Origin of the sequence: Cytobacillus oceanisediminis (genome assembly GCF_022811925.1) — a bacterium.
In the GTDB taxonomy this organism is placed as follows: Bacteria; Bacillota; Bacilli; order Bacillales; family Cytobacillaceae; genus Cytobacillus; species Cytobacillus oceanisediminis_D.
In genome coordinates this window covers 1775029-1799760 of the sequence record NZ_CP065511.1, presented here as the reverse complement: position 1 = coordinate 1799760, position 24732 = coordinate 1775029, and the positions used below count along the sequence as shown (strand labels likewise).

Below are 24732 nucleotides of genomic sequence, written 5' to 3'. Positions count from 1 at the left end.
ACGATTAGGTATTTTCATCCCTGTTGCGTTCTTTTTTCTCCTTGCTATCTTCTTTTACAATTTTCAACAACTCTTCCAGCATGGCTGCCATATCATCTCTGCTGTATGATCTGGCTTCAGAGGTTTGAAGCTGTTTTTTGTCTTCTGCACCTTTATTGTGATTCCAGTCTTTATCCACTCTTTCTTCAAGCAGGTAAGCTGGCACTAAATGGCCATCCGGTGTTGCATACATTTTATTTAACCGCCTTGTATCCCTGTCAAAGAAACTATATACAACAGGTATCACAAATAGTGTCAGGAACGTACTGCTGATCAGCCCGCCTATCAGTGCAATTCCCATAGGCTGGTTAATTTCTGTCCCTTCTCCTATACCTAGTGCAAGAGGAACTAATCCAAGAATGGTTGTTAAAGCCGTCATAAGTATTGGCCTTGCACGGTCCTTAACTGAAATAATTATGGCATCGTAGGTCTTAAGGCCATTTCCTTTCTTTTGATTAATATAATCGACAATGACTATTGCATTATTAACTACAATTCCTGCAAGCACAATAATCCCGATTATTGCAGTTAAGCTAATCGGTGTTTGGGTTGCCGTGAGAGCAATTGCAACACCTATCACCATGAGAGGCACAGTAAACATAATAACTAGCGGATACTTCAGCGACTCAAATTGGGCTGCCATGACAAGATAAATAAAGATGATTGCCAGAACAAAGGCCAGAATCAGGTCATCGATAGATGATTCCAGCAATTCCCTGTCACCGCTAAAAACGATCTCCGTTCCATCCGGTAAATCAAGGTCGGCAATTTCTTTATCCACTTCTTTTGACATGGCACCCATGTTTGTTGAAGACTTGTACTTTAAAGTAAATTGGACAGCATCCTGCTGATTGATGCGCTGAATATTGACCGGTCCTTCTCCGCGTTCTATATTAGTTACGTCACTGAGAGCAGCATAATTTCCATCAGGCTTTTTTATAAGCAATTCTTTTAGATTATCTATATCCTGTGTGACTTCCCGATCGTACTCAACAAAAACACCATATATATTCGATTCTTCATCTATCATTTGTGTTGCCCGATTGCCCCGTGTTACATCATTTACTGCCATGGCTACCTGGGCTGGAGCCAGGCCTTGCTCAAGTGCCTTTTCACGGTCCACAGTAATTTGAATTTCTTCAACGGTATCCATAAGGTCAGTCGATAATTCTGTTACATCATTCAAGTCCTTCAATGCATTATAGATTTTATCTACATTATCCGTTAAGCGGTTTGGATCTGTATCCCTTACACTGAAAGTCAGTGTATTCGGAGCTGTACCGGATGAAGATTGCATGTTAAATGAGAGTTCGGCAGTTTCATTAACCTTTGATGCAGCATTTTCCAGATCCTTTTTGACATCATCGGCAAATTCAAATGTTGATCTTTCCCGCTGATCAAGCCCTTTCATTTTGATATACAATTCAGCGATATTGGCATTCTTCGAGCCCCGGAAGGATCCTTCCTGTGTAGTTCCAATGAGGCTTACATATGTATCTACCTCTTCTTCATCCTTTAATTCTTCCTCTAGAGCAGATATAACCTTTTCCGTTTCTGAAAGTGCAGTGCCGTTTTCAAGCTCCATTCGCACCGTAAAGAAGCCTTCATCTGCATTCGGAAGAAATTGCGTGCCTACTGTGGTCATTCCAAAGCTGCCCGCTGCCAATAACAGCATGGTAATCGCTATTACCACTGCGCGATTCCGCAAAGACCATTTAATCGATTTTTCAAGTGAACGCATTAAGCCTGATTCCTGCCGTTTTGTCTCAATGTTTGTTTTTGGAGACTTCAGCAGCCTGCTCGCCAGCATTGGCACAACTGTCAGTGCAACAACTAGAGATGCAAATAGGCTAAAGGAAATGGTCAGGGCAAACTCCTTAAACAATTCACCGATGATTCCAGTTATAAATACTACAGGGAGGAATACAGCGACAGTCGTCAGTGTTGAAGCAGTAATCGCACCTCCTACTTCTTTAGCTCCATCGCTGGCAGCCGTTTTAGAATCTTTCCCCATTGATAAATGGCGGTAAATATTTTCAATAACTACGATGGAATTATCCACCAGCATCCCAATTCCAAGCGCCAATCCGCCAAGTGTCATAATATTTAAGGTGAAATCTGAAAAATACATTAAAACAAAGGTAAAAATAACAGAATAAGGAATAGAGATGCCAATAATAAGCGGGCTTTTAACATTTTTCAAAAAGAAAAATAGCACAATCATAGCAAAAGCACCGCCAAGAATCAGTGAATTGGAGATATTCCCTATTGCAAGGTTTATGTAATCCCCCTGGTCAAAAAGAATTTCTGATTCAATATTTTCAAACTGTTCTTTCTCAAGAAGATCATCCAATTTTTGTATGAACTGATTTGAAACTTCTGCCGTATTAGCGTCTGATTGCTGCAGGACACTCAGTAAGACAGATGGAGATTGGTTTGTGCGCGTGATGGTGCGATCATCCTGGCTGGCCAGCTGAACCTCTGAGATCTCTTCAAGGCTTACTTTATCGCCAGTTGCGGGGTCAACTGTTACGGTAAGTTTTTTCAGCGTATCAAGGGAATCAATGGAACTAATGATCCTGGTTGTCAGCTCTTTTCCCTCAGTCAAAACCGGATCACCTGGCATTGAAATATTATTGGATTCAATTACATCCACAACATCAGCCTGGCTTAGTTTGAAATCACTTAGTTTATCCTGATCAAGTTCCACCCTTACTTCCTTAATGGCTGTTCCGGAGAGATTTACGCTTGCTACTCCTTCAACTTTGGTCAGCTCCAGATTCAGTTGTTCTGCAAGCCTTCTTAATGCTTCTGGCTCCTCATCTGCACTGAGGGATAATTGTATGATAGGAAACTGGGCAGGATCAAACTTCATAAAGCGAGGTTTATCAGCTTCATCAGGAAGCTGTGTCTGGTCCAGCCTTTGAATAACTTCACTTTGTATTTCATCTATATCTGTAGTCCAGGAAAATTGCATCAGAATGAAGTTTGCGCTCTCTTGTGAGGTAGAGGTTAGGGTTTTAATCCCCGGCAATGTTGCCAGATTTTCCTCGAGCGGCTTTGTTACTTTTTCCACAACTTCATCGGGACTTGCTCCTGGATATGAAGTTACTACTACTCCTACAGGAGGATTTAGATCGGGTATGAGTTTTAATGGAATATTCAAGAGGGAGACAACCCCTAAAATAAGCACTAAGAACATCGTAACCAATGTAAAGATTGGTCTTTTGATTGAAAAATCACTTATTCTCACACATTCTGCTCCTTTCAAAGTCAGTAATTATATGACGGCTGCAATGATTGGTTAAAATACATTTTAACTATATTAAAGCAGCAATCACTATGCAAGAAATCAATGTGCTGTTAAATGGGGAAAAAGAACATTATATTTGACTTTAAAGAGGTTCTATCATTCAAAATTCGATATAATATGGATCTTTGCCCACAGAAAAAAGCAGCATTACACAGCTGCTTTTTTCTCAATTTTTTCGATTTTTAAACCAGTGAATCCATAGATAAGAGTAATAACCGGACTTAGTATACAGAAGAACGCAAACGGCAGGTAAGCTGCTGTTTCCACCCCTAGTACACCTGTTAGAAAAACTCCGCAAACACTCCACGGGACTAACGGATTTACCACAGTGCCGGCATCCTCAAGAATCCTGGAAAGATTCTTCGGGTGCAGTCCGGCTTTTTCAAAAGGCTCCCTGAAAGCATTCCCAGTTAAGAGAATCGACAGATACTGTTCACCAAGCAGGAAGTTAATCCCGATTGCTGTTCCTGCTGCTGCCGCCACCAGAGCGGACACACGATTCAATACTCCTTTGATGCCTTCAAGCAAAGCTGGAAGAATGCCAAGCTTTAAGAATAAACCACCCATAGAAAGTGCAAGCAATACCAAAGAAATAGAAAACATCATGCTTTCCATGCCGCCTCTTGATAATAGTGCGTCAATTTCCTCTGAACCACTTTTTGAGGCATATCCCGAATACAGCAATGACATCACTTTTTCGAAACCGAAGCTGTTTTGGACAAAAATGGCTAAGATTAATGCCGATAAAATTCCGGCAGACAGCGTGATGATTGCTGATACTTTTTTAATGGCCATAATAGTCAAAATGACAAATGGAATTAGGGAGTACCAATGTACCAGCCCCTCATCCAGAAGAGTTTTTTTCAGCTGGGCAATCTTTGAAAAATCAGAGGCTGCCTCGCCTGGTGACAGCACAGCAAAGATTGCCAAAGAAATGATAAACGAAGGAATCGTTGTCCATGCCATAGTCTTAATATGCTCAAATAAATCCACCTTAACTGTCGATGATGCCAGGTTAGTTGTATCGGACAACGGAGACATTTTATCTCCAAAAAATGCGCCGGATATAACTGCACCTGCAGTAATCGCATCAGAAAGACCCAAAGCAGAGCTGACACCCATAAAGGCCACTCCTAATGTAGCAGCCGTCGTAAGCGAGCTTCCAATGCTCATGCCAATCACAGATGCTACCACAAACACAATGGCATAAAAGAACTTTCCATTAACAGCTTCCAAAGCCATATAAATAAATGTAGGAATGGTTCCGCTTGCCATCCAGCTGCTTATCAGCATGCCGATTAAAAAGAAAATGAAAATCGCCCCTAATCCGGACTGCGCACCTTCAATCAGCCCCTTTTCCAGCTGTGCAATGGATACTTTTTTTATTAAGCCATAAGCAATTAACCCCATTATCGCGAAAACAACGGGAATATGAGGCACTGCCCCTGCGAAAATAATAGAATAACTAATCCCGCCAAGGATTATTAAAGTTACAATAAGCGCCTCCAGCGGCTTCAAATTCAATGCTGCATGTTCCTGTTGCATAATGTATTCCTCCTAAAAAATACCAGAAATTCGGAAGCAAACAAAAAGAGCCCTCTCGCCTATAGGGACGAAGGAGCTCCGCGGTACCACCCTAATTGATAAGCCATTTCTGCTTACCCGCTTAAAGAGAATGTCCTGTTGAGATGCAGTTGTATTTCGACCAATTGCTGCCTGGATTTTCATCACCCATCCAGTTTCTATCTGCTGCCGGCAACTGCTCTACTTTCTTCTGCGGACAAAGTCTATATTTAAATCGAGATTGAACTTCCTGCTTTTTAACTTAAACGCTTTTTAGCACTAAAGTATGTGTGTTAATACTATATTATCTATTGATGGATATGTCAATAGGATTGACAGAGGAATATACAGGAATTAAGGCAGGAGAAGAGAGGCTCTGTCATTTACGGGGGCCAACGGCAAAAACGGCCCCTAAAGAGGCCGCATGATTATTCTGAGTCCATCGGATTATATAGTTTTACATCCGGATTTTTTTCCTGGAACCATCGGAGTGCAAAGTCATTTTCAAATAGAAAAACGTTTTTGTCGTAACGGTCTTTAACCAGGAGACTTCTTCCACTGGAAAGATTTTCGTTGACCTCATCGCCTTCTACCCAGCGGGCGATTTTTGAGCCTTGTCTTTCCATATAAACTTCTGTGTTATATTCATTTTTCATGCGGTGTTCAAAAACTTCAAATTGCAGCTGTCCTACCGCACCGAGAAGGTATTCTTCCATTTTTACAGTTTTAAACAGCTGAATGGCTCCTTCCTGCACCAGCTGCTGGATGCCCTTATGAAAATGTTTTTGCTTCATGACATTTTTGGCAGTTACTTTTACAAATAGCTCAGGTGTAAATTGAGGAAGACGTTCATATTGGAAATTATTTTTACCAGCGGTTAACGTATCGCCAATCTGGTAAGTTCCCGGGTCATAAATTCCGATGATATCCCCGCTTACTGCAGAATCGACTGTACTTCTGTCATCAGCCATGAATTGTGTGGACTGCGCAAGCTTGATGGACTTGCCGATTCTTGGTATATTCACAGCCATGCCACGTTCAAATTGGCCAGAACAAATTCTTAAAAATGCTATCCGGTCGCGATGAGCAGGATTCATATTTGCCTGGATTTTAAATATGAAGCCAGAAAATTCTTCTGACAGCGGATCAATTTCCCCTGCTGTAGAATTCCTCGGCTGCGGCGGCGGTGCAAATTGGAGATATGACTCGAGAAATGTCTGTACGCCAAAGTTGGTCAGCGCGCTTCCAAAAAACACAGGAGTCAAATCACCCTTTGCAATTCTCTCTCTTGAAAACTCATTGCCCGCTTCATTTAACAGCATAATTTCTTCAAGAGTCTGATCATATAGCCCAGTATCCTTAATGGAGTGGTTTCCCTCTATTTCGCCCTCCTCATTCAGGGAAATAAAGCGGTCCTCTTCTTCTACTCTGAATTGCTCAATTCGATTATTAAACCGATCATAAATTCCGAGGAATTCTTTTCCCATCCCGATTGGCCAGTTCATTGGATATGATTCAATTCCCATGACCTCTTCTAATTCTGCAAGGAGCTCAAGCGGTGCCTTCCCCTGGCGATCAAGCTTATTCATAAAAGTAAAAATCGGAATTCCTCTCATGCGGCAGACCTTGAATAATTTAAGTGTCTGCTCCTCGATGCCTTTCGCTGAGTCAATAATCATAACAGCACTATCAACGGCTGTCAGCGTACGATACGTGTCTTCACTGAAATCCTGGTGACCAGGAGTATCTAGAATATTAACGCGCGCACCATCATATTCAAACTGCATCACACTGGAGGTAACAGAAATTCCGCGCTGCTTTTCAATTTCCATCCAGTCGCTTGTCGCATACTTGCCTGTTTTCTTCCCTTTAACTGTACCCGCGTCACGAATGGCACCCCCGAATAACAGGAGTTTTTCAGTCAGCGTCGTTTTACCGGCATCCGGGTGGGAAATGATTGCAAAGGTGCGGCGGGATAAAACTTCTTCTTTAAAATTTTTGGACATATTCGTTCCTCACTTACTTATATGAAAATTTGTTTATCGCAGTCTAACGGGCAGTAAGATTCCCATTTTCAATACTCATAGCAATCCGAAAAGGGTAAGCGGGAGTCAAACTGCCCGTAAAGGCCCGAAAGAAGAACAAAGACTAAGAACGCCACGTCCTCCCAAAAGCTACCGCTTTCGGTCGTGCGATGTATCGCTGCCGTAGCTTTCCTTGTCCTGTGGCAACGTCTTTGTGACCCACATCCTGCGGGCCTCAACTTACAATCAGCGGGGGATGAACCCCCACTGATTGAAGTTTCACTTTATCAAGCAATCAATGTGTCACTTAATTATTGCAATACCTTCAATTTTATCGCTCCCAAGTAAAGTTTGCAACGCATTTTAAGATTGCATATTTCTTTTTATAATTCTTTTTCAGGCTTATAATAGTGAAACTAAATATAAAAAAGGATGTTAATGATGGACACAATTACTCATACATTATTCGGCTTGAGCCTTTACGGTACAGTCGATAAACGAGATATGGATAAGAATTCCAAGAGGGCGTATTTGCTTACCGCTGTCGGTGCTAGCCAAATTCCGGATATTGATGTCGTCTCCCGCTTATGGGATACAGAAGGACTTTATCAGATGTGGCACAGAGGCATTACCCATTCAGTTTTCCTTACTCCGGTCTGGGCTCTGCTGTTTTTTCTGCTGTCCTTCCTGCTCTTCAAAGTAAAGGATAAGAAGCTTTTTCTGCTGGGATGGCTTGCAGTTTTCATACATAATACAAGCGATTTATTCAATGCATGGGGCACGGGTTATTTGGAGCCATTTTCAAATATGAGGATTACCTTTGGCACGATTCCTATTGTTGATTTAGTGTTTTGGACCATCATGGGAATTGCTTACATTTTTTCAAGAAGAAACAAGCTGAAATCCCCTTATTACTTTAAAATGGCATTGGCCTTTTTGCTTCTTCATGTTATGATCCAAAGCACACAGGGATTTATTATTTATAAGCAGTATAATGATCAATATGATCAAGTTGCCCTGTCGGCAGACTTTATTCCATGGACCTTTTCTGTCATTGCCAAAAAAGATGATGAAATAACCATCTTTAATGATAACCTTTTTAAGAAAGAGGAAACCCAATATGTGCTTCAATCCAGAGAAACTGCTGATTTGGATAAATTGTTTTCTCAGCGTCCTGAAGCTAAAACCCTTTATGAATGGTCCCCATTTGTCGTTCTGGTTGATGATGATGAAAGGCTTGGCCTCTATGACCCTCGCTTTTACAGAAACGGTCAGTCTTTTTTGTTTGAATATATTGAGAAAAATACAGAAAGATGAGCATCTTGCTCATCTCAGACTGTCGACAAACTCGATGAAAATCGTGCTTGTCTTCAGTCTTTTTTATTTTAAAATAGAAGTAATACAATGCTTGAGGTGAGTAAAATGCTTTCAAAACATAATCCAATTCAACGGGATCAAATTGAAATGATTGCTTTAGACGAACTTGTACCAGCGGACCATTTGGTTCGCAAAATTGAGGCTGCGATTGATTTCTCATTCATCTATGACTTGGTAAAAGATATGTATTCAGAGGTAGGGCGCCCAAGTATTGACCCTGTAATATTAATTAAACTCTCATTTATTCAATATACCTTCGGTATTCGCTCCATGCGTCAAACAATTGAAGAATTGAAAACGAATATGGCTTATCGATGGTTTTTAGGCTATGGTTTCCACGATAAAGTTCCTCACTTCTCAACTTTCGGTAAAAACTATGAGCGCCGATTTAAAAACACCGATCTCTTTGAACAGATATTTTACCGAATCTTAAAAACTGCAACTGAAAAGAATTTAATTAGTGCTGAACACGTTTTTGTAGATTCTACGCATGTAAAAGCGAGTGCAAATAAGCGCAAATTTGAAAAGAAAGTTGTTCGAAAAGAAACACGTGCCTATCAAGAACGCCTTCAAGAGGAGATTAACCAAGACCGTGAGGATCATGGAAAAAAGCCGTTTCCACCAGATAAGTTTGATAAGGAAGAATACAAAGAAATTAAGGAGAGTACAACGGACCCAGAGAGTGGCTACTATGTAAAAGATGAGCGTACAAAACAGTTCGCCTATTCTTTCCATGCGGCCGCAGACCGCAACGGCTTCGTGCTAGGCACAATTGTAACCCCGGGTAACACGCATGATAGTCATATTTTAGAGCCATTGGTTGAACAAGTCATCGAGAAAGTTAGTAAACCAGAAGCTGTTGCAGAGCGCTTATAAAACACCTGCCATCACGAGCTACTTATTGAAAAACGATATCACACCTGCTTTACCTTACACACGACCTCGCACAAAGAGGGTTACTTCAGAAAACATGAGTATGTTTATGAAGAGCATTTTGACTGTTACATTTGCCCAGCTGGTGAGATATTAAAATATACAACGACTACAAAGGAAGGGTATCGTCAATATAAATCAGATCCGCGAATTTGTGCTGGATGCCCTTTCTTGTCTCAATGCACACAGAGTCAAGCACATCAAAAACTGATTCAACGACATGTGTGGGAGGAACACGTGGAAGAAGCAGATCACCTTCGTCACCATCAAGACGTCAAACCGATCTATGAGAAACGCAAAGAAACAATTGAACGTGTATTCGCAGATGCAAAAGAAAAGCATGGCATGCGTTGGACAACCCTAAGGGGACTTAAAAAATTGTCGATGCAGGCGATGCTTACTTTCACTGCCATGAATTTGAAGAAGATGGCCAACTGGACTTGGCAAAGTCCAGAAATGGCCTAAATGATGACCTCGGAGAGGTCTAGAATTCTCTAAAATCCCTTCAAATCCAATAAAAAATCAAAAAAGGGGTTCGGAATGAGACTATTCCGAACCCCTTTTGTCTACAAACTGAGATGAGCATCTTGCTCATCTTTTTCTATTTTCACCATTCCTCCTGCATGTATAGAAATTTTTCATTAATTTATTCCTTTTGCACATAATACAACTATTGAGCTTTACAAGCAGTTTCATTAGGGAATAGGAGTACTGCCAGAACCCTCCCTCGAGCTTTCTTCAAGGGAAAATTACATAGTTAAGAGGTGTAAATATGAATTTTATATGGGGAATATTCGGTATCATTGTCGTTTTAGGAATAGCTTTCCTGCTCTCAAGCAATAGAAGGGCAATTAGTTTAAGAACTGTTGCGGGAGGGCTTGCCATTCAGCTGATTTTCGCCTTTCTCGTTCTAAAGTGGGAAGGCGGCAGAAAAGGATTAGAATGGCTCACAATGAAGGTAAACGATATTATCAATTACGCCAATCAGGGAATAAATTTTTTATTTGGCGGCCTTTTTACAGATGAATCGGGAATCACCTTCGTTTTCGCACTTCAGGTTCTGCCTGTAGTAATCTTTTTTTCATCATTGATTTCTGTCCTCTATTATTTAAGGATTATGCAGTTTTTCATTAAGATCCTTGGCGGAGGGCTGTCAAAGCTTCTCGGAACCAGAAAAGCTGAGTCCATGTCGGCAGCAGCAAATATTTTCGTGGGCCAAACAGAGGCTCCGCTTGTTGTCCGCCCTTATATTGCCAATATGACAAAATCTGAGTTATTTGCGGTTATGACCGGCGGCCTTGCTTCTGTGGCAGGATCTGTTTTAATCGGATATTCCCTTTTGGGGGTGCCTCTCGAATATCTCTTGGCTGCAAGCTTTATGGCTGCACCCGCAGGTTTGATACTTGCCAAAGTCATGCTTCCTGAAACGGAGGATAAAGAAGAGCCTAAAGAATTTGATATGGAAGTGGATAGCGACTCTGCCAATGTCATTGATGCGGCAGCAAAAGGAGCAAGTGTCGGGCTGGAACTGGCTTTGAATATCGGAGCGATGCTTCTTGCCTTTATTGCTCTGGTTGCATTGATTAACGGTCTTCTTGGATGGGTTGGAGGATTATTTGGCCTCGAAGGATTAACGCTCGAAATCATTCTGGGTTATGTTTTCTCGCCGCTTGCATTTGCAATTGGCGTTCCATGGTCAGAAGCTGTGCAGGCCGGAAATTATATTGGCCAGAAGTTAATTTTGAATGAATTTGTTGCTTATTCTGCTTTTGCACCGGATATTCCAAATTTATCTGATAAAACGGTCGCAATCGTCAGCTTCGCCCTTTGCGGATTTGCCAATATTTCTTCATTGGGCATTCTGCTTGGAGGACTTGGGGGATTGGCACCAAACCGCAGGCAGGACATTGCACGGCTTGGCCTGAAGGCAGTTGCAGCGGGTGCCCTAGCATCTATGTTAAGTGCTGCCATAGCTGGAATGCTGTTTTAAAAAAATCACTTGAAAAATCCTCCCGTTAACAGCGGGAGGATTTTTCACTTTTATTTCTTTAAATAGTAGATAACGGATTCATATGGCCTTAAATTAATGGTCTGTGCTGCCGAAGGTGACTGATTGTAATTGGATATTAAGATCTCATCTTTATATTCATCTGCTTGAATATGTTCAGGAATGATAAATGATGTTTCTTTCCCATAGAAATTATTAACAACGAGAAGCTTTTCATTATCACCATTTCGAACATAAGCAAACACATCAGGATGATCCTCAGAAATCAGTTCATAGTCTCCATATGTGATAATATCATACTGCTTGCGAAGCTGGATCAGCTTTTTATAATGATAAAAAATAGAATTACCGTCCTTCAATGCTCTTTCGGCATTTATTTCACTGTAATTTGATGCTACATTAATCCAAGGCGTTCCATCTGTGAAACCCGCATTTTCAGAACCATCCCACTGAACTGGCGTCCGGGAATTGTCGCGTGATTTGCTTTTGAGAATATTTATGATTTCTTCTTCAGTCATTCCCTTTTCCTTAAGGATCTTATAAACGTTCAGTGATTCTACATCTCTGTAGTCTTCAATGCTTTCAAAGCCCGGGTTTGTCATGCCAAACTCTTCACCCTGATAAATATAAGGGGTCCCCTGCATCATATGAATGACTGTCGCCAGCATTTTAGCAGATTCGCGATGATATTTTCTGTCATCACCATATCTTGAAACAACACGGGGCTGATCATGATTGCACCAGAATAAAGCATTCCAGCCCCCGCCTTTGTGCATTTCAGTCTGCCAACTGGATAAAATCTGCTTTAACGCTCCAAAATCAAATTCAGCGAGTGCCCATTTCTCCCCATTAGGGTAATCCACTTTCAAGTGATGAAAGTTGAAAGTCATGCTCAACTCTTCCCTCTCAGGATTGGAATAATTTATACAATGATCAATGGAAGTGGAGGACATTTCGCCAACTGTCATACTATCGTATTTTGAAAATACATTTTCATTCATTTCATGCAAAAATTCGTGTACACGAGGTCCGTCTGTATAGAATTTTCTGCCGTCGCCCGGAGGCACAGACCCGTCATCATCGGGAAACTGCTGGTCTTTAGAAATCAGATTGATTACATCAAGTCTGAAGCCATCTACACCTTTTTCAAACCAGAATTCCATCATGTCATATACTTTTCGGCGAAGCTCTTCATTTTCCCAATTTAGATCCGCCTGTGTGACATCAAAAAGATGGAGATAGTATTGGCCAGTTGCCTCATCATATTGCCATGCATTCCCGCCGAATTTAGATTCCCAGTTTGTCGGTTCGCTTCCATCGTCCTTAGGATCTTTCCAGATATAAAAATCACGGTATGGATTGTCTTTTGACTTTTTTGCTTCCTGGAACCATTGATGTTCAGTGGAAGTATGGTTTACTACAATATCCATAATGATTTTTATGTCCCGGCTATGAGCCTCTTCAAGAAGCTTTTCAAAGTCAGCTAAAGTTCCGTATTCTTCGTGAATGCTGAAATAGTCACTAATGTCATATCCGTTGTCGCGCTGCGGAGATTTATAGATTGGTGTCAGCCAGACGACGTCCACACCTAATTCTTTTAAATAATCAAGCTTGGCAATAATTCCAGGAATGTCTCCAACCCCATTTCCTGTCGTATCGTTAAAGCTTTTCGGATAAATTTGATATACTACTGAATTTTTCCACCATGGTTGTTTCATTAGAATCACACCTGTTTTAGTTTTTTAGAAATTGAGTTTTTTTAGCTGTTAAAGAGAAGGACCTGAGCTTCATAGGGGCGCAGCTTAATGGTTCCGTTAATTTGTATATCTTTATAATTCCCAATCAGCGCCTCAAATTTCTTTTCCTGGATGTATGCAGGGAGTTCGACTTCAGGGTTTCCTCCATAGAAGTTGCACAAGACCAGAAGAATCTGATTGCCCAATGTTCTTGTATAGGCGTACACTTCGGGATGATGATCAAGTATCAGGTTATACCTGCCGTAAACAATAATTTCATTTTCCTTCCTAAGTTCAATAAGCTTTTTATAGTAATGAAAAACAGAGTCAGGGTCTTTCAAGGCCTTTTCCACATTAATGTCATTATAGTTAGGATTTACTTTTATCCATGGGGTTCCATCTGTAAATCCTCCGTGTTCTGATGGATCCCATTGCATCGGTGTCCGGGCGTTGTCACGCCCTTTTGCATAGATGCTTTCGAGGGCCATTTCCTCTGTCCAGCCATCGTTAAGAGCTTCTTTATAAAAATTAAGTGTTTCTATATCTCTGTATTCTTCAATGCTTGAGAAACGGACATTCGTCATTCCAATTTCTTCGCCCTGATAAACATAAGGAGTTCCCTTCATCATATGAAGCAATGTTGCAAGCATCTTAGCTGACTTTTCCCTATGCTCTCCTTCATTCCCGAATCTTGAAACAGAGCGCGGCTGGTCATGATTATTAAAGTAAAGACTGTTCCAGCCAACTTCATCCAGCTCATTTTGCCATTTTGTCAGATTTGTTTGTAAGTCATACAAATCGAGGGGTTTAAGATCCCATTTGCCATTTGGCCCGTTATCCAGGCTAACATGTTCAAATTGGAAGACCATATTTAATTCATTGCGTGATTCCCCTGTATATTGCCTGGCCCACCCAGGAGTTACACCGGGCATTTCGCCAACAGTCATAACATCATACTTCGATAAGACCTTTTCATTCATCTCCCGCAGGTATTCATGAATTCTTGGGCCGTTTCGATAATACTTGCTTCCAGAAGCATATTTCTTCCCAGGCTTCGGTTCATCATCAGGAAGTCCCTCCACTTTGGAGATAAAGTTGACCACATCCATTCTGAATCCATCAATGCCTTTTTCGAGCCACCAAGTCATCATGTCGTATATTTCATTTCTTAGTTCCGGATTATCCCAATTTAAATCTGGCTGTTTCCTTGAAAACAGATGCAAATAATATTCTCCTGTTTTATCATCAAGCTCCCAGGCTGATCCGCCGAAATTGCTTCTCCAGTTATTCGGCTCTTTTCCGTTCCTTCCTTCACGCCATATATAATAATCCCTGAATGGATTGTCTTTGGATTTCCTGGACTCTGCAAACCAGATATGTTCGTCTGAACTATGGTTCACCACCAGGTCCATAATGAGTTTAATCTCTCTCTTATGCATCTCTCCGAGAAGTTCTTCCCAATCTTTCATTGTTCCAAACTCACTCATAATATCCTGATAATCGCTGATATCATAGCCATTATCATCATTTGGCGATTTATAAACCGGTGAAAGCCAGACCACATCAATCCCAAGCTCTTTCAAATAATCCAGCCTGGAGATGATTCCCTGCAAATCTCCTATACCATCTCCATTGCTATCCATGAAGCTCCGCGGGTATATTTGGTAAACTACACTTTCTTTCCACCATTGCTTCTTCATACGGCGACCTCCGATATTTACATTTTTGTGCAAGCCTTATAAAATGGCGATACCATGGAATCATAGAACCCCATGGCATCAATCCTTCTGCTCTGCTTTTTTAAATTTCGAGAAAGCTAAAGTCAATACAAACGGTACGACAAGTGCAATACCCATTCCGATAAAGAAAGCACCCCAATTTTCCGCAAAGATGGAGAAGAATGCCGGCAAGCCTCCTACACCTATCGACGGTGCCTTAACTCCATTAATAGTGATGAAGATTCCTGCAATTGCTGACCCAATAATCGCTGCAAAGAACGGGTACTTAAAGCGAAGATTCACCCCAAACATAGCCGGCTCGGTTACGCCAAGCCACGCTGATACTGACGAAGTAAGCGCAAGCCCTTTCAGCTTTTCGTTCCCTTTGCTTAACAGCATCATGGCAAAAGCGGCGGAACCCTGTGCAATATTAGACAGTGCAACCATCGGCCATAAAAACGTGCCGCCAATGCTGCCGATTAACTGCAGATCAACTGCCAGGAAAGTATGATGCATACCAGTGATAACGAGAGGTGCATATAATCCTCCATAAATCAAGCCTCCAAGTGCTGGAACAGCCTCAAAAATTCCGACAACCCCATTTGTAATCCAGCTGCCGATCGTAAATGTAATTGGTCCAATGGCAATAAAAGAAAGAAATCCAGTGATCAGTAAAGCGATCGGTGCGACAGTCAGAAGCTGAAAAGCATCAGGAATTCTTTTTCGCAGAAATACTTCTATCTTAGCCAATACGTATGAAGCAAATAATACAGGCAATACTTGCCCCTGGTAACCTACCTTTTCAATTTCAAGACCGAATAAATTCCACTTCGGAACTTCTTCTGCTGAACCATAGCCCCATGCATTTAATAGATCCGGGTGCACTAGCATCAAACCTAGCACAATACCAAGAAGAGGACTTCCGCCAAACCGGTTTACAGCACTCCATCCAATCAAACCGGGAAGGAATACGAAAGCAGTATTGGCAATCAGGTTAATGATGCCAGCCAGATCAGCCCAGTTGGTATAAACTTCAACAAACGATTTATCATCAAAGAAAATATCTGGTGCGGTCATAATGTTATTGATCCCCATCAGCAAACCAGCTGTTACGATAGCTGGGAGGATTGGAATAAAAATATCTGCAAGTGTTTTAATGCCGCGCTGCAATGGATTTAAGTTTTCAGCAGCAGCATTTTTTGTTTCTTCTTTTGACGATTCGCCAACTCCTGTTGCTTCTGTCATTTCTTTATACACTTTATCAACGAGGCCTTGTCCAATAACTACCTGGAATTGTCCATTTGTGGAAAAAGAACCTTTCACGATATCTATATTTTCGAGTTTTTCTTTATTGACTTTCCCTTCATCTTTTAACGCAAAACGCAGCCGTGTAACACAATGAGTAGCCGCTGCGATATTATCCTTGCCCCCGATAGCTTCTACAATTTTCTCTGCTGACTCTTTATTTGTAGCCATTCTTCGCTCTCCTCCTGTTACCGTTTTCATATTAAAGAAAAAAACAGTTATAAGGTTCTTATTTATTGTTCTCGACCTTTACAAATCTATCCAATTCACACAATCCAACTTGTATATACATGAACTGTTTACGCTTTCATTCTATCTTGTATATACATGTTAGTCAACCATTTTTTCTTTTCCCTCTTTTCTATACCCATTCAATCGCTTCGGATGCCAGAAAATAAAAAAACCGGCTTCGAGACTAATTTGTCTGCAAAGCCGGTTCTAAACCTATTGAATAGGTTATTTCCTTTTATCATCGTCATCATCTTTTGTGAGTTCACGGGTAGATTTCTTAAATTCTTTTAATGTCTCCCCGAACGCTCTCCCTATTTCAGGAAGTTTCTTAGGGCCAAAAATAATCAGAGCCAGAACCAGGATGAGAATTAAACCTGGAATACCGATGTTTGATAACATGCTGAACACTCCTTATATATCATATCGCTTGAGGCAGTAGTAATCATGTTCATTGTCCATTATAGTGGATTGATTAAAAAAATCATAGCATGAGAGCTATTTTCATGAATTCACGTTTTTTGACTATTTAAGGCTCTATCAAGTTCATCTAGCACTTCACCAATTTTGCGTTCATGGATCACTTCATCAGCATAAATGTCGAAATCCGCAGGTTCCATATTAATAATCACCAGTTTTGCTCCGTTTTGTTTGGCTATCAGCGGAAACTGATTTGCAGGTGTTACAGTCAAGGATGATCCCAGAACAATAAAAAGTTCTGCCTTTTCTGTTTCATCTGCTGCGAAATCTAAAGCCTCCTCAGGAAGCATTTCCCCAAACAGAACTACTGAAGGACGGAGCACACCCCCGCAATTACATTGGAATTGTCCATGCAAATACTCCTCGCTCGGGAACTCTTTTTTACATTTCTGGCAATGGAGTGTCTGCAAATTCCCATGGAGCTTCGATATTTTTTTACTTCCCGCCAGTCCATGAAATCCATCCACATTCTGGGTGATAATGCTCTTAATAATATCTCTCTTTTCCCAATCTGCAAGAATATAGTGCCCTTGATGGGGATTGCACTCCTTAAGCCCGATTACCCTGTGCCGATAAAACTCTATAAACTCGTTCACATTTTCATTTAATGCGTCTGTACTGGCTATTTTTCCAGGATCTTTCCCATTCCATAATCCATTATTGGCAGATCTGAAATCAGGCAGTCCGCTTTCCGTCGACATTCCTGCTCCTGTCAATATTACTGTATAATTTGATTCTTTCAGCCATTTCTCAAGCATAGATATCAGCTCCCAATAAAGTTTTGTCACAGGTTAGATTTGATTTCCATTTATTTCTCCCAGTGAAATGTTTATGTCATGTCATGTATGCGGTAAATACTAGATTATAACTGTTTATGCGAATTATCAAATATAGGAGTGATAGCTATGCCTGAAATAGAAACGAAAGATTATAAGGACGGCTATAAAAAATTTTCTTCCAGGGCCAAACGTTATGCGGACGATCCTGAAAAAACAAAAGGACTGCTAAAAAAGGCTACACTTAAAGCAGATAAAAACAAATCTTCATTAAGTGATATATGGGAAAAGTTTCAGCTTCTGATCGATTTAGTTAAGGCATGGTCTAAAGGTGATTACCGGCATATTTCAAAAAAGTCGATTATCTTTATTATTGCTTCCATACTATACTTTGTTTCCCCTATAGACCTTGTTCCTGACTTTTTAATAGGAATGGGAGTCTTAGATGATGCAGCAGTCCTTGGTTTTGCCGTTAGCCAAATTACAGGTGAACTTGAAAAATTCAAAATCTGGAAAGAGAGCAGGACCATTGAGATGAAATAATTATTTTCTGTCCATTTTGATATTATTTGCTATAATAATGATGGAAAGTATTTATGCCTGTCAAAATTAAATAGCAAGAAATGTAGGGGAACCGGTATGCCGGTTGAGACTTCATCATTAAAGATGCTGACCCTTTGAACCTGATCTGGCTCATACCAGCGTAGGGAACATATTCTTAAACATACTAAATGTTTTTATATGCGCCCTGGTTTATACCGGGGCGTTTTTATTTTTCAGGGCAGACTATCATTAACTTTCCTTATTACATAAAGGTTTTTAGGAGGATTATTTATGAAAAAGTGGATTGCAGCTATCTGTACACTGCTGCTTCTTTCAGGCTGTGCCGGTAATGGAGCGGATAATCAGACTGGAAGCGTAGATGCAGACAGCAAACAAGATTTGAAAAAAGTTACTGTTGTACTAGATTGGACTCCCAATACCAATCATACCGGCTTATATGCCGCAAAGGACAAAGGATATTTTAAAGAAGAAGGACTCGATGTCGAAATTATGATGCCAGGTGAAGCAGGCGCAGATCAATTGACTGCATCAGGCAAGGCTGATTTCGGTGTCAGCTATCAGGAAAGCATCACGGAAGCACGTGTACAGGGTGTTCCCCTTGTATCGATAGCAGCTGTTATACAGCATAATACGTCCGGTTTTGCATCCCCTGCTGAAAAAAACATTAAATCGCCGAAAGATTTCGAAGGTAAAACTTATGGCGGCTGGGGAGCTCCTGTAGAAAAATCGGTAATAGACTCCCTAATGAAGGAGGAAGACGCCAATGTAGATAAGGTCTCAATTGTTAACATGGGGGATGCGGACTTTTTTACAGCTGTTAAAAGAGATATTGACTTCGCATGGATTTATTACGGATGGACAGGTGTAGAAGCAGAACTTCGGGGGGAAAAGATTAGTATGGTCTACCTTACCGATTACTCAGAAAAACTGGATTACTACACGCCCGTTCTCGCAACCAGCGAAAAAATGATTGCAGATGATCCGGATACTGTCAAAGCATTTGTAAAAGCAGCAGCCAGAGGTTATGAATTTGCAATCGAGCAGCCTGGCGAAGCAGCAGATATTTTGTTAAAGAATGCTCCGGACCTGGACAGCGAATTGGTCAAAAAGAGCCAGGAATGGCTATCCCCCCGCTATCAGGATGATGCTTCAAGATGGGGTGAACAAAAGCTTGCGGTCTGGGAAAACTATGCAGACTGGATGCATGAAAATGGTCTTTTAGATAAAGAATTAAATGCCGGCAAAGCATTTACAAATGACTTCCTGCCGGAATAAGGAGAGTTCATAATATGGCAAACACACTTGTAAGTATTCAGATCATACCGAAAACAAAAGATGGGGAAAATGTTATACCTTATGTCGATGAAGCAATTAGTGTCATTCAGCAATCCGGTGTTAAGTACGAAGTGCATCCCCTCGAAACAACGATGGAAGGCGATTTAGAACATTTATTGAAAATCATAGCTGATATGAACAGAAAAATGATTGAAAAAGGAAGCAGCAATGTTATCTCACAGGTTAAGATTCTATATCAGCCGGACGGAATTGAAATGAGTGATTTAACGGAGAAATACCGTCCATGATAAATGTGTTCAGAAAAGGATGGAGGCCGGCTGCGGTTCTCCTCCTTTTATTCATTCTTTGGGAATTGGCAGTGAACCTGGCAGAAGTTCCTGCATGGCTCCTGCCTCCGCCGACAGATATCGTTCATGAAGCGATTTCGGGCTGGGAGGGCTTCCGCCTTCATCTTCAATCGACAGTCATTCTTTCCCTATTGGGATTTTTCATTGGCACCGTCATAGGATTACTCACAGCTGTTATCCTGCACTTATTGCCTTTTATAAGGGAGTCGGTTTACCCTCTCCTCATACTTTCACAGAATGTGCCTATAATTGTTCTGGCTCCTTTGATGGTTATTTGGTTTGGTTTCGGGATACTTCCAAAGCTGATTGTCATCACGCTGGTTTGCTTCTTCCCCATTACTGTTGCTGCATTGGACGGCTTTCGCCAAACCCCCGGAGAACTTAGGCATTATATGCTGATGGCAGGGGCCAGCAAAGGACAGCTGTTTTGGAAGCTGGAGCTTCCCTATTCCCTTCCCTCTTTATTTTCAGGGCTAAAAATCTCCGCAACCTATAGTGTGATGGGTGCTGTAATATCCGAATGGCTCGGAGCTAAAGCAGGAATAGGTGTTTATATGACTTTGGCCTCTTCTTCATTTCGGACAGACCGTGTTTTTGTTGCCATTTTTGCGATTATGCTGTTAAGCTTGTTGTTTTTTGGAGGAATATTACTGGCTGAACGTTTGCTTATTAAATGGAAGTCACGGGAGAGTGGCAGGAAATGATACAATTAACAGTTAATCATTTAACCAAAAGTTTTGATTCAAATCAGGTTTTAGACAATTTGAGTTTTCATGTAAATGAAGGGGAGTTTGTTTCGATTCTAGGTCCATCAGGGAGCGGAAAGAGCACCATTTTCAACCTGATTGGCGGGATGCTCCTGCCTGACGAAGGCTCCATAACGCTTGGGAATGTGAAGATCAACGGCAAACGCGGTTCAATAAGCTATATGCCTCAGACACCTTCCCTGATGCCATGGAGAACCATTCTCCAAAACGTTCTGCTTGGCCAGGAGATTATGGGAAAAACCGATTCCGAAACGGCCAGAAAAATGCTTCAAAAAGCTGGTCTCGGCGACTATGAAAATGCATATCCCCATGAATTATCAGGGGGGATGAAGCAAAGGGCTGCCTTTATCCGGGCACTATTAAGCCCGCAGCCAATCATATTGCTGGATGAACCTTTTTCAGCTTTAGATGAGCTTACCCGCCATGATATGCAAAAATGGCTTCTTGATATTTGGAATGTGCATAAGCCGACAATTCTGTTTGTAACACACAATATCGAAGAAGCCATTTACCTCTCTGATCGAATTTTAGTATTGAGCAGCAAGCCTGCTGAAGTAATTCAAGAATTTAAGGTACCCTTTTACAGGCCAAGGATGGAGGAACTTTTTCTCGATGAAAATTTCCTTGCCTGCAAAAGGAGCATCCATCATACGCTGAAAAATCAATAGGAGGCAACAGCAGTGGATAAGTATATTGATGCCCATATTCATCTTGATAAGTACAGCAATAATGAATTAGAGAAAATGTTTCTTGAGTTGCCGTTTCAGCTTTCACTTATTACAGTTTCAAGCGATTTGTCATCCTGCAAAAGAAATCTTGCTCTTGCAGAGAATTATCCCTTTGTTAAACCAGCCTTTGGTTTTCACCCTGAACAGGATTTGCCTGGTGATCATGATATTTCAGAGCTTTTCAGCTGGATAGAGATTTACAAAGAGCAGATGGCTGCAGTTGGAGAAGTTGGCCTTCCATACTATTTAAAGTCTGATGGGAGCAAGCAGCTTGGCGGATATATTGAACTTCTCGAAGAATTCATTAAGCTTGCTAAAAAGTGGGATATGCCCATCGCCCTCCATGCTATTTATGATGACGCACCGATTGTGTGCAATTTATTGGAAAAGCATTCGATTAAAAAAGCTCATTTTCACTGGTTTAAAGGCGACACCTCAGCTGTTAGCAGGCTGATTGCCAATGGTTATTATATCTCCTTTACACCAGATATCGTATACGAAAAAGAAATACAGGACCTTGTACGAGATTACCCGCTGGATAAATTGATGGCAGAAACAGATGGTCCATGGGAATTCGAAGGCCCTTTTAAAAACAAGCCTACCCATCCAGCTATGATGGCCCATTCCATCAGCACCCTGGCTGAACTAAAAGAAATAGCTTTCAGCAGCGCTCTTAAGCAGCTATATGATAATACAAAAAGCTTCTATAATATTGATTGATTAAACAGCCTTACGGTCTTTTTCCATAAGGCTGTTTTTTTATTCAGATTAGATAAAATATACCAGATAAATATAATCATTTCGCACCATTCCTAATTTTGGAAATATGGGTTAATCTTATATAGGACAATACTTTTAGGAGGTATGTGATGAAACGATATATTTTCTTGTTATTGACTATTTTACTAGTCTTTTCAGGCAATGTGTCTGCAGAGCCCAAAAGCCGTTCTGCTGATTTGACTGAGAAAGATTTCATGAAAGCCGTATTGAAGGCTGATGAGTTTAAGGAATTTAAATCCTCCATTTTAAAAGATGCAGCCGCCAAGCCAAGAGCTCTTGTTAATGAAAAAGGAAAACAATATGGCTGGACAGTTCAATATGAAATTGAATACAAAGAAAAAAATGTTTTCTTAGATAAAAAAGCCCTCGTTAATTTCTCGTCACTTCTTTCATTTTCATATGAGTCCGACGGAAAAGGATTAAAAGTCCGGCTCGTCGATTACAGCAGGCTTATTGAGGACCAGGCTTTTTATGTAAAAGACCTGAAGTCAGATGAAGAAACCACAATAGATATCTCGAAAGACAGCACCTTTACTGATTATTTGACAGAGGTAGAAATGAAGAAAACGCAGCTGATTAAAGAAGCAACCAAAAGCAAGGCTGTTTCTTCCGATAAAATCACGGCATCAGGCGAGTTATGCTACTACTGTACAAAATATGAATGGCGCGGGGGTTATCCTTGCAAATCAGCAATCACTGAATCAGAGGTTTCGGTTTCATCCCAGCTTGAAGAAAGCGGGCTGAATCCTGATTCAGTGGTCATTGACTGTTATGTTCCCCGCCATAAGGTTTGTGTCGATGGGGAATGGAGAACCTATTGCCCTATACAATGAACAAAACCGGCTAAGCAGATGCTTAGCCGGTTTTGTTATCCCTTCGTGCCTGATGCGATATTTGAACCTTCTATAAAGTGCTTCTGGAAGAAGAAGAATAGCAGGACAACAGGCAGGAGAACCATGACTGACATCGCCATCAGGTAATGCCATTGTGTCTGCAATGTTCCCTTGAAGGTCTGAAGCCCGATTTGCAGTGTGTACAGACTTTCATCATTTATATACAATAATGGTCCGAGAAGATCATTCCATGCCCCATTAAATGAAAAAATGGCCACTGTAATAAGAGCCGGCTTCGTCAGCGGCAGCATGATATGCCACCAGATCTGCAGATGATTCGCACCATCAAGTACTGCTGCCTCTATCAGTTCATTAGGAATGGTCATCATAAACTGGCGCAAAAGGAAGATAAAAAAGGCACTCCCCAAAAAAGCTGGAACAATCAGCGGCAGATACGTATTTACCCAGCCAAGCTTCGAAAATAAAATGTACTGAGGCACCATCGTAACAAACCCTGGAATCAGCATGGTTGATAACACAACTATAAACAAAGCATTTCTTCCTTTAAAACGGATTTTCGCAAATGCATAAGCAACGAGCGAATTGACAAGAACATTTCCAGCCATTCCGCAAAAGGCAATAAAAAACGTATTCATTGCCCAGCGTGTAAACGGCGCTGTTTTCCAGGCTTCAACATAATTGGAAAAATGGAATTCTTTTGGCACAAAGGTAGGCGGATATTGGGCAATCTCAGAGGGGGATTTCAATGATGTCGAAACCATCCACCACAGAGGAGATAATACCAGTACACTTCCTGCTAATAAAACGATAAAAATAATCGTCTGCTTTACTTTATCTTTGAATTTTTTTGTCTCATAAAACTTCGGTGCTGCGGCAGTCCTCATTTATTATCTCCCCCCTCATAATGAACCCATTTTTTGCCGAGTTTCATATTAATGATTGTCAGTATCATTACGACAATGAACAGCAGCCAGGCCATTGCAGATGCATAACCCATGTCAAACACTTCAAACGCATTATTCCACATATGCAGATTGTAGAATAGGAGTGAGTTTCCTGGTCCTCCGCTTCCGTTTTCTGTCATGACATATGCTTCTTGAAAGATCTGAAAGGAACCTATGGTACTGGTCAGCACATCGAAGAAAATGATTGGTGAAATCATTGGCAGGGTGATATAAAAGAATTTCTGCATAACACCTGCCCCATCCAGATCCGCTGCTTCATACAGAGAAGCTGAAACTCCCTGCAGACTTGCAAGGTAAAGCAGCATCCCTCCGCCGACACTCCACATTTTCATTAAAAGCAAAGCTGGTTTCGTCCATTCAGGGTCAAACAGCCATGCTGGCCCTTCAATCCCAACCCATGCTAGGAACGTATTAACCAGTCCTGTTGAAGGACTTAGCAGCTGCATCCACAAAAAATAAACCGCAACACCTGAAAGGATAGCAGGCAGATAATAAAGTGTGCGGAAAAATTTCATGCCTCTTACTTTCTGATTTAAAAGAACCGACAGAAAAATCGCCCCTGCAGTAGTCAGCGGGACAGAGAATAAAACGTAATAAAGAGTATTCCATAAAGACGTTTTAAAAAGATCATCGATTGTAAACATGCGTTTAAAATTATCAAGGCCGATAAAATTCATTCTTGAAGTAATATTATAATCTGTAAAACTTGCAAATAGGGAAAATAAAAGAGGACCAAGTGTCAATCCCAGAAATCCGATTATCCACGGGCTGATAAATAGATAGCCAAAGATATTTTCTCTTGTTTGGCGGGACATCCGTCTGCGTGATGTCTTTACTTTCTTGCCCGCAAGATCCGCTCCCCGGCGCGCAATCGTTGTATCATATGATTTCAACCCATACACCTTCTTTTAGTTATTTATAAAGAGAGAAG

19 protein-coding genes, 1 pseudogene and 1 riboswitch are annotated in these 24732 nt (G+C 41.1%); of the genes and pseudogenes, 10 read left to right on the top strand and 10 right to left on the bottom strand.

All coding sequences use genetic code 11. From position 1 onward, the window contains the following. Positions 1-4: 4 nt before the first annotated feature. The 3 genes from IRB79_RS09260 to IRB79_RS09250 all read right to left on the bottom strand — a co-directional run bounded on the left by IRB79_RS09260 (position 5) and on the right by IRB79_RS09250 (position 6921). Positions 5-3292 (bottom strand): efflux RND transporter permease subunit, encoded by a 3288-nt coding sequence (locus IRB79_RS09260; RefSeq protein WP_243508194.1) that lies wholly within the window; start codon positions 3290-3292, stop codon positions 5-7. Positions 3293-3499: 207 nt separating this feature from the next. Then, a complete protein-coding gene (gene nhaC / locus IRB79_RS09255) occupies positions 3500-4897 on the bottom strand; it encodes a Na+/H+ antiporter NhaC (protein ID WP_243508193.1) in 1398 nt (465 codons plus the stop codon). A 446-nt stretch (positions 4898-5343) separates the two neighbouring features. Then, complete coding sequence (locus IRB79_RS09250) at positions 5344-6921, bottom strand: peptide chain release factor 3 (protein ID WP_243508192.1); 1578 nt, start codon at positions 6919-6921, stop codon at positions 5344-5346. Between the two features lie 459 nt (positions 6922-7380). Between IRB79_RS09250 and IRB79_RS09245 the strand changes: the two genes are divergently transcribed. The 3 genes and pseudogenes from IRB79_RS09245 (at position 7381) to IRB79_RS09235 (ending at position 11239) form a co-directional block, all read left to right on the top strand. Further along, entirely contained in the window at positions 7381-8256 is an 876-nt protein-coding gene (locus tag IRB79_RS09245) for a metal-dependent hydrolase (protein ID WP_243509324.1), read from the top strand. 105 nt (positions 8257-8361) lie between these two features. Beyond that, a pseudogene (locus IRB79_RS09240) lies at positions 8362-9714 on the top strand (IS1182 family transposase). A gap of 307 nt (positions 9715-10021) precedes the next feature. After that, positions 10022-11239: a NupC/NupG family nucleoside CNT transporter gene (locus IRB79_RS09235; protein WP_243508191.1), complete on the top strand. Its 1218-nt coding sequence runs from the start codon at positions 10022-10024 to the stop codon at positions 11237-11239. Positions 11240-11289: 50 nt separating this feature from the next. Here the strand turns inward: IRB79_RS09235 and treC are convergent, their stop codons facing one another. The 5 genes from treC to IRB79_RS09210 all read right to left on the bottom strand — a co-directional run bounded on the left by treC (position 11290) and on the right by IRB79_RS09210 (position 17482). Then, positions 11290-12975: an alpha,alpha-phosphotrehalase gene (gene treC, locus IRB79_RS09230; protein WP_243508190.1), complete on the bottom strand. Its 1686-nt coding sequence runs from the start codon at positions 12973-12975 to the stop codon at positions 11290-11292. Between the two features lie 41 nt (positions 12976-13016). Then, positions 13017-14693, bottom strand: a complete 1677-nt coding sequence (locus IRB79_RS09225) for a glycoside hydrolase family 13 protein (RefSeq protein ID WP_243508189.1) — start codon at positions 14691-14693, stop codon at positions 13017-13019. 78 nt (positions 14694-14771) lie between these two features. Next, positions 14772-16187 (bottom strand): PTS system trehalose-specific EIIBC component, encoded by a 1416-nt coding sequence (gene treP, locus IRB79_RS09220; protein WP_243508188.1) that lies wholly within the window; start codon positions 16185-16187, stop codon positions 14772-14774. A 285-nt stretch (positions 16188-16472) separates the two neighbouring features. Next, positions 16473-16646 (bottom strand): twin-arginine translocase TatA/TatE family subunit, encoded by a 174-nt coding sequence (tatA, locus tag IRB79_RS09215; protein ID WP_113883262.1) that lies wholly within the window; start codon positions 16644-16646, stop codon positions 16473-16475. A 110-nt stretch (positions 16647-16756) separates the two neighbouring features. After that, positions 16757-17482 (bottom strand): NAD-dependent deacylase, encoded by a 726-nt coding sequence (locus IRB79_RS09210; RefSeq protein ID WP_243508187.1) that lies wholly within the window; start codon positions 17480-17482, stop codon positions 16757-16759. Between the two features lie 147 nt (positions 17483-17629). On the opposite strand from IRB79_RS09210, the gene IRB79_RS09205 reads away from it, so the two are divergent. The 7 genes from IRB79_RS09205 to IRB79_RS09175 all read left to right on the top strand — a co-directional run bounded on the left by IRB79_RS09205 (position 17630) and on the right by IRB79_RS09175 (position 22815). Continuing rightward, positions 17630-18043 carry a YkvA family protein gene (locus IRB79_RS09205; RefSeq protein WP_243508186.1) on the top strand — a complete coding sequence of 138 codons (414 nt, stop codon included), beginning with the start codon at positions 17630-17632 and terminating at the stop codon, positions 18041-18043. A gap of 74 nt (positions 18044-18117) precedes the next feature. Then, a riboswitch (TPP riboswitch) is annotated at positions 18118-18227 on the top strand. A 107-nt stretch (positions 18228-18334) separates the two neighbouring features. Continuing rightward, entirely contained in the window at positions 18335-19339 is a 1005-nt protein-coding gene (locus tag IRB79_RS09200; RefSeq protein WP_243508185.1) for an ABC transporter substrate-binding protein, read from the top strand. Between the two features lie 14 nt (positions 19340-19353). Further along, the gene (locus tag IRB79_RS09195; RefSeq protein WP_035327424.1) at positions 19354-19647 is read left to right on the top strand and encodes a thiamine-binding protein; all 294 of its coding nucleotides are present in this window, start codon (positions 19354-19356) and stop codon (positions 19645-19647) included. Then, complete coding sequence (locus IRB79_RS09190) at positions 19644-20411, top strand: ABC transporter permease (RefSeq protein WP_243508184.1); 768 nt, start codon at positions 19644-19646, stop codon at positions 20409-20411. The genes IRB79_RS09195 and IRB79_RS09190 overlap by 4 nt, the downstream gene beginning before the upstream one ends. Continuing rightward, positions 20408-21142 carry an ABC transporter ATP-binding protein gene (locus tag IRB79_RS09185; RefSeq protein ID WP_243508183.1) on the top strand — a complete coding sequence of 245 codons (735 nt, stop codon included), beginning with the start codon at positions 20408-20410 and terminating at the stop codon, positions 21140-21142. Before IRB79_RS09190 ends, IRB79_RS09185 begins: the two co-directional genes overlap by 4 nt. Positions 21143-21154: 12 nt before the next feature. Next, positions 21155-21922: a TatD family hydrolase gene (locus IRB79_RS09180; RefSeq protein ID WP_243508182.1), complete on the top strand. Its 768-nt coding sequence runs from the start codon at positions 21155-21157 to the stop codon at positions 21920-21922. Positions 21923-22071: 149 nt separating this feature from the next. Continuing rightward, positions 22072-22815 carry a hypothetical protein gene (locus tag IRB79_RS09175; protein WP_243508181.1) on the top strand — a complete coding sequence of 248 codons (744 nt, stop codon included), beginning with the start codon at positions 22072-22074 and terminating at the stop codon, positions 22813-22815. Between the two features lie 35 nt (positions 22816-22850). Here the strand turns inward: IRB79_RS09175 and IRB79_RS09170 are convergent, their stop codons facing one another. Next, a complete protein-coding gene (locus IRB79_RS09170) occupies positions 22851-23720 on the bottom strand; it encodes a carbohydrate ABC transporter permease (RefSeq protein WP_243508180.1) in 870 nt (289 codons plus the stop codon). Then, positions 23717-24694 (bottom strand): carbohydrate ABC transporter permease, encoded by a 978-nt coding sequence (locus IRB79_RS09165; RefSeq protein WP_345798930.1) that lies wholly within the window; start codon positions 24692-24694, stop codon positions 23717-23719. The genes IRB79_RS09170 and IRB79_RS09165 overlap by 4 nt, the downstream gene beginning before the upstream one ends. Between the last annotated feature and the right edge of the window lie 38 nt (positions 24695-24732).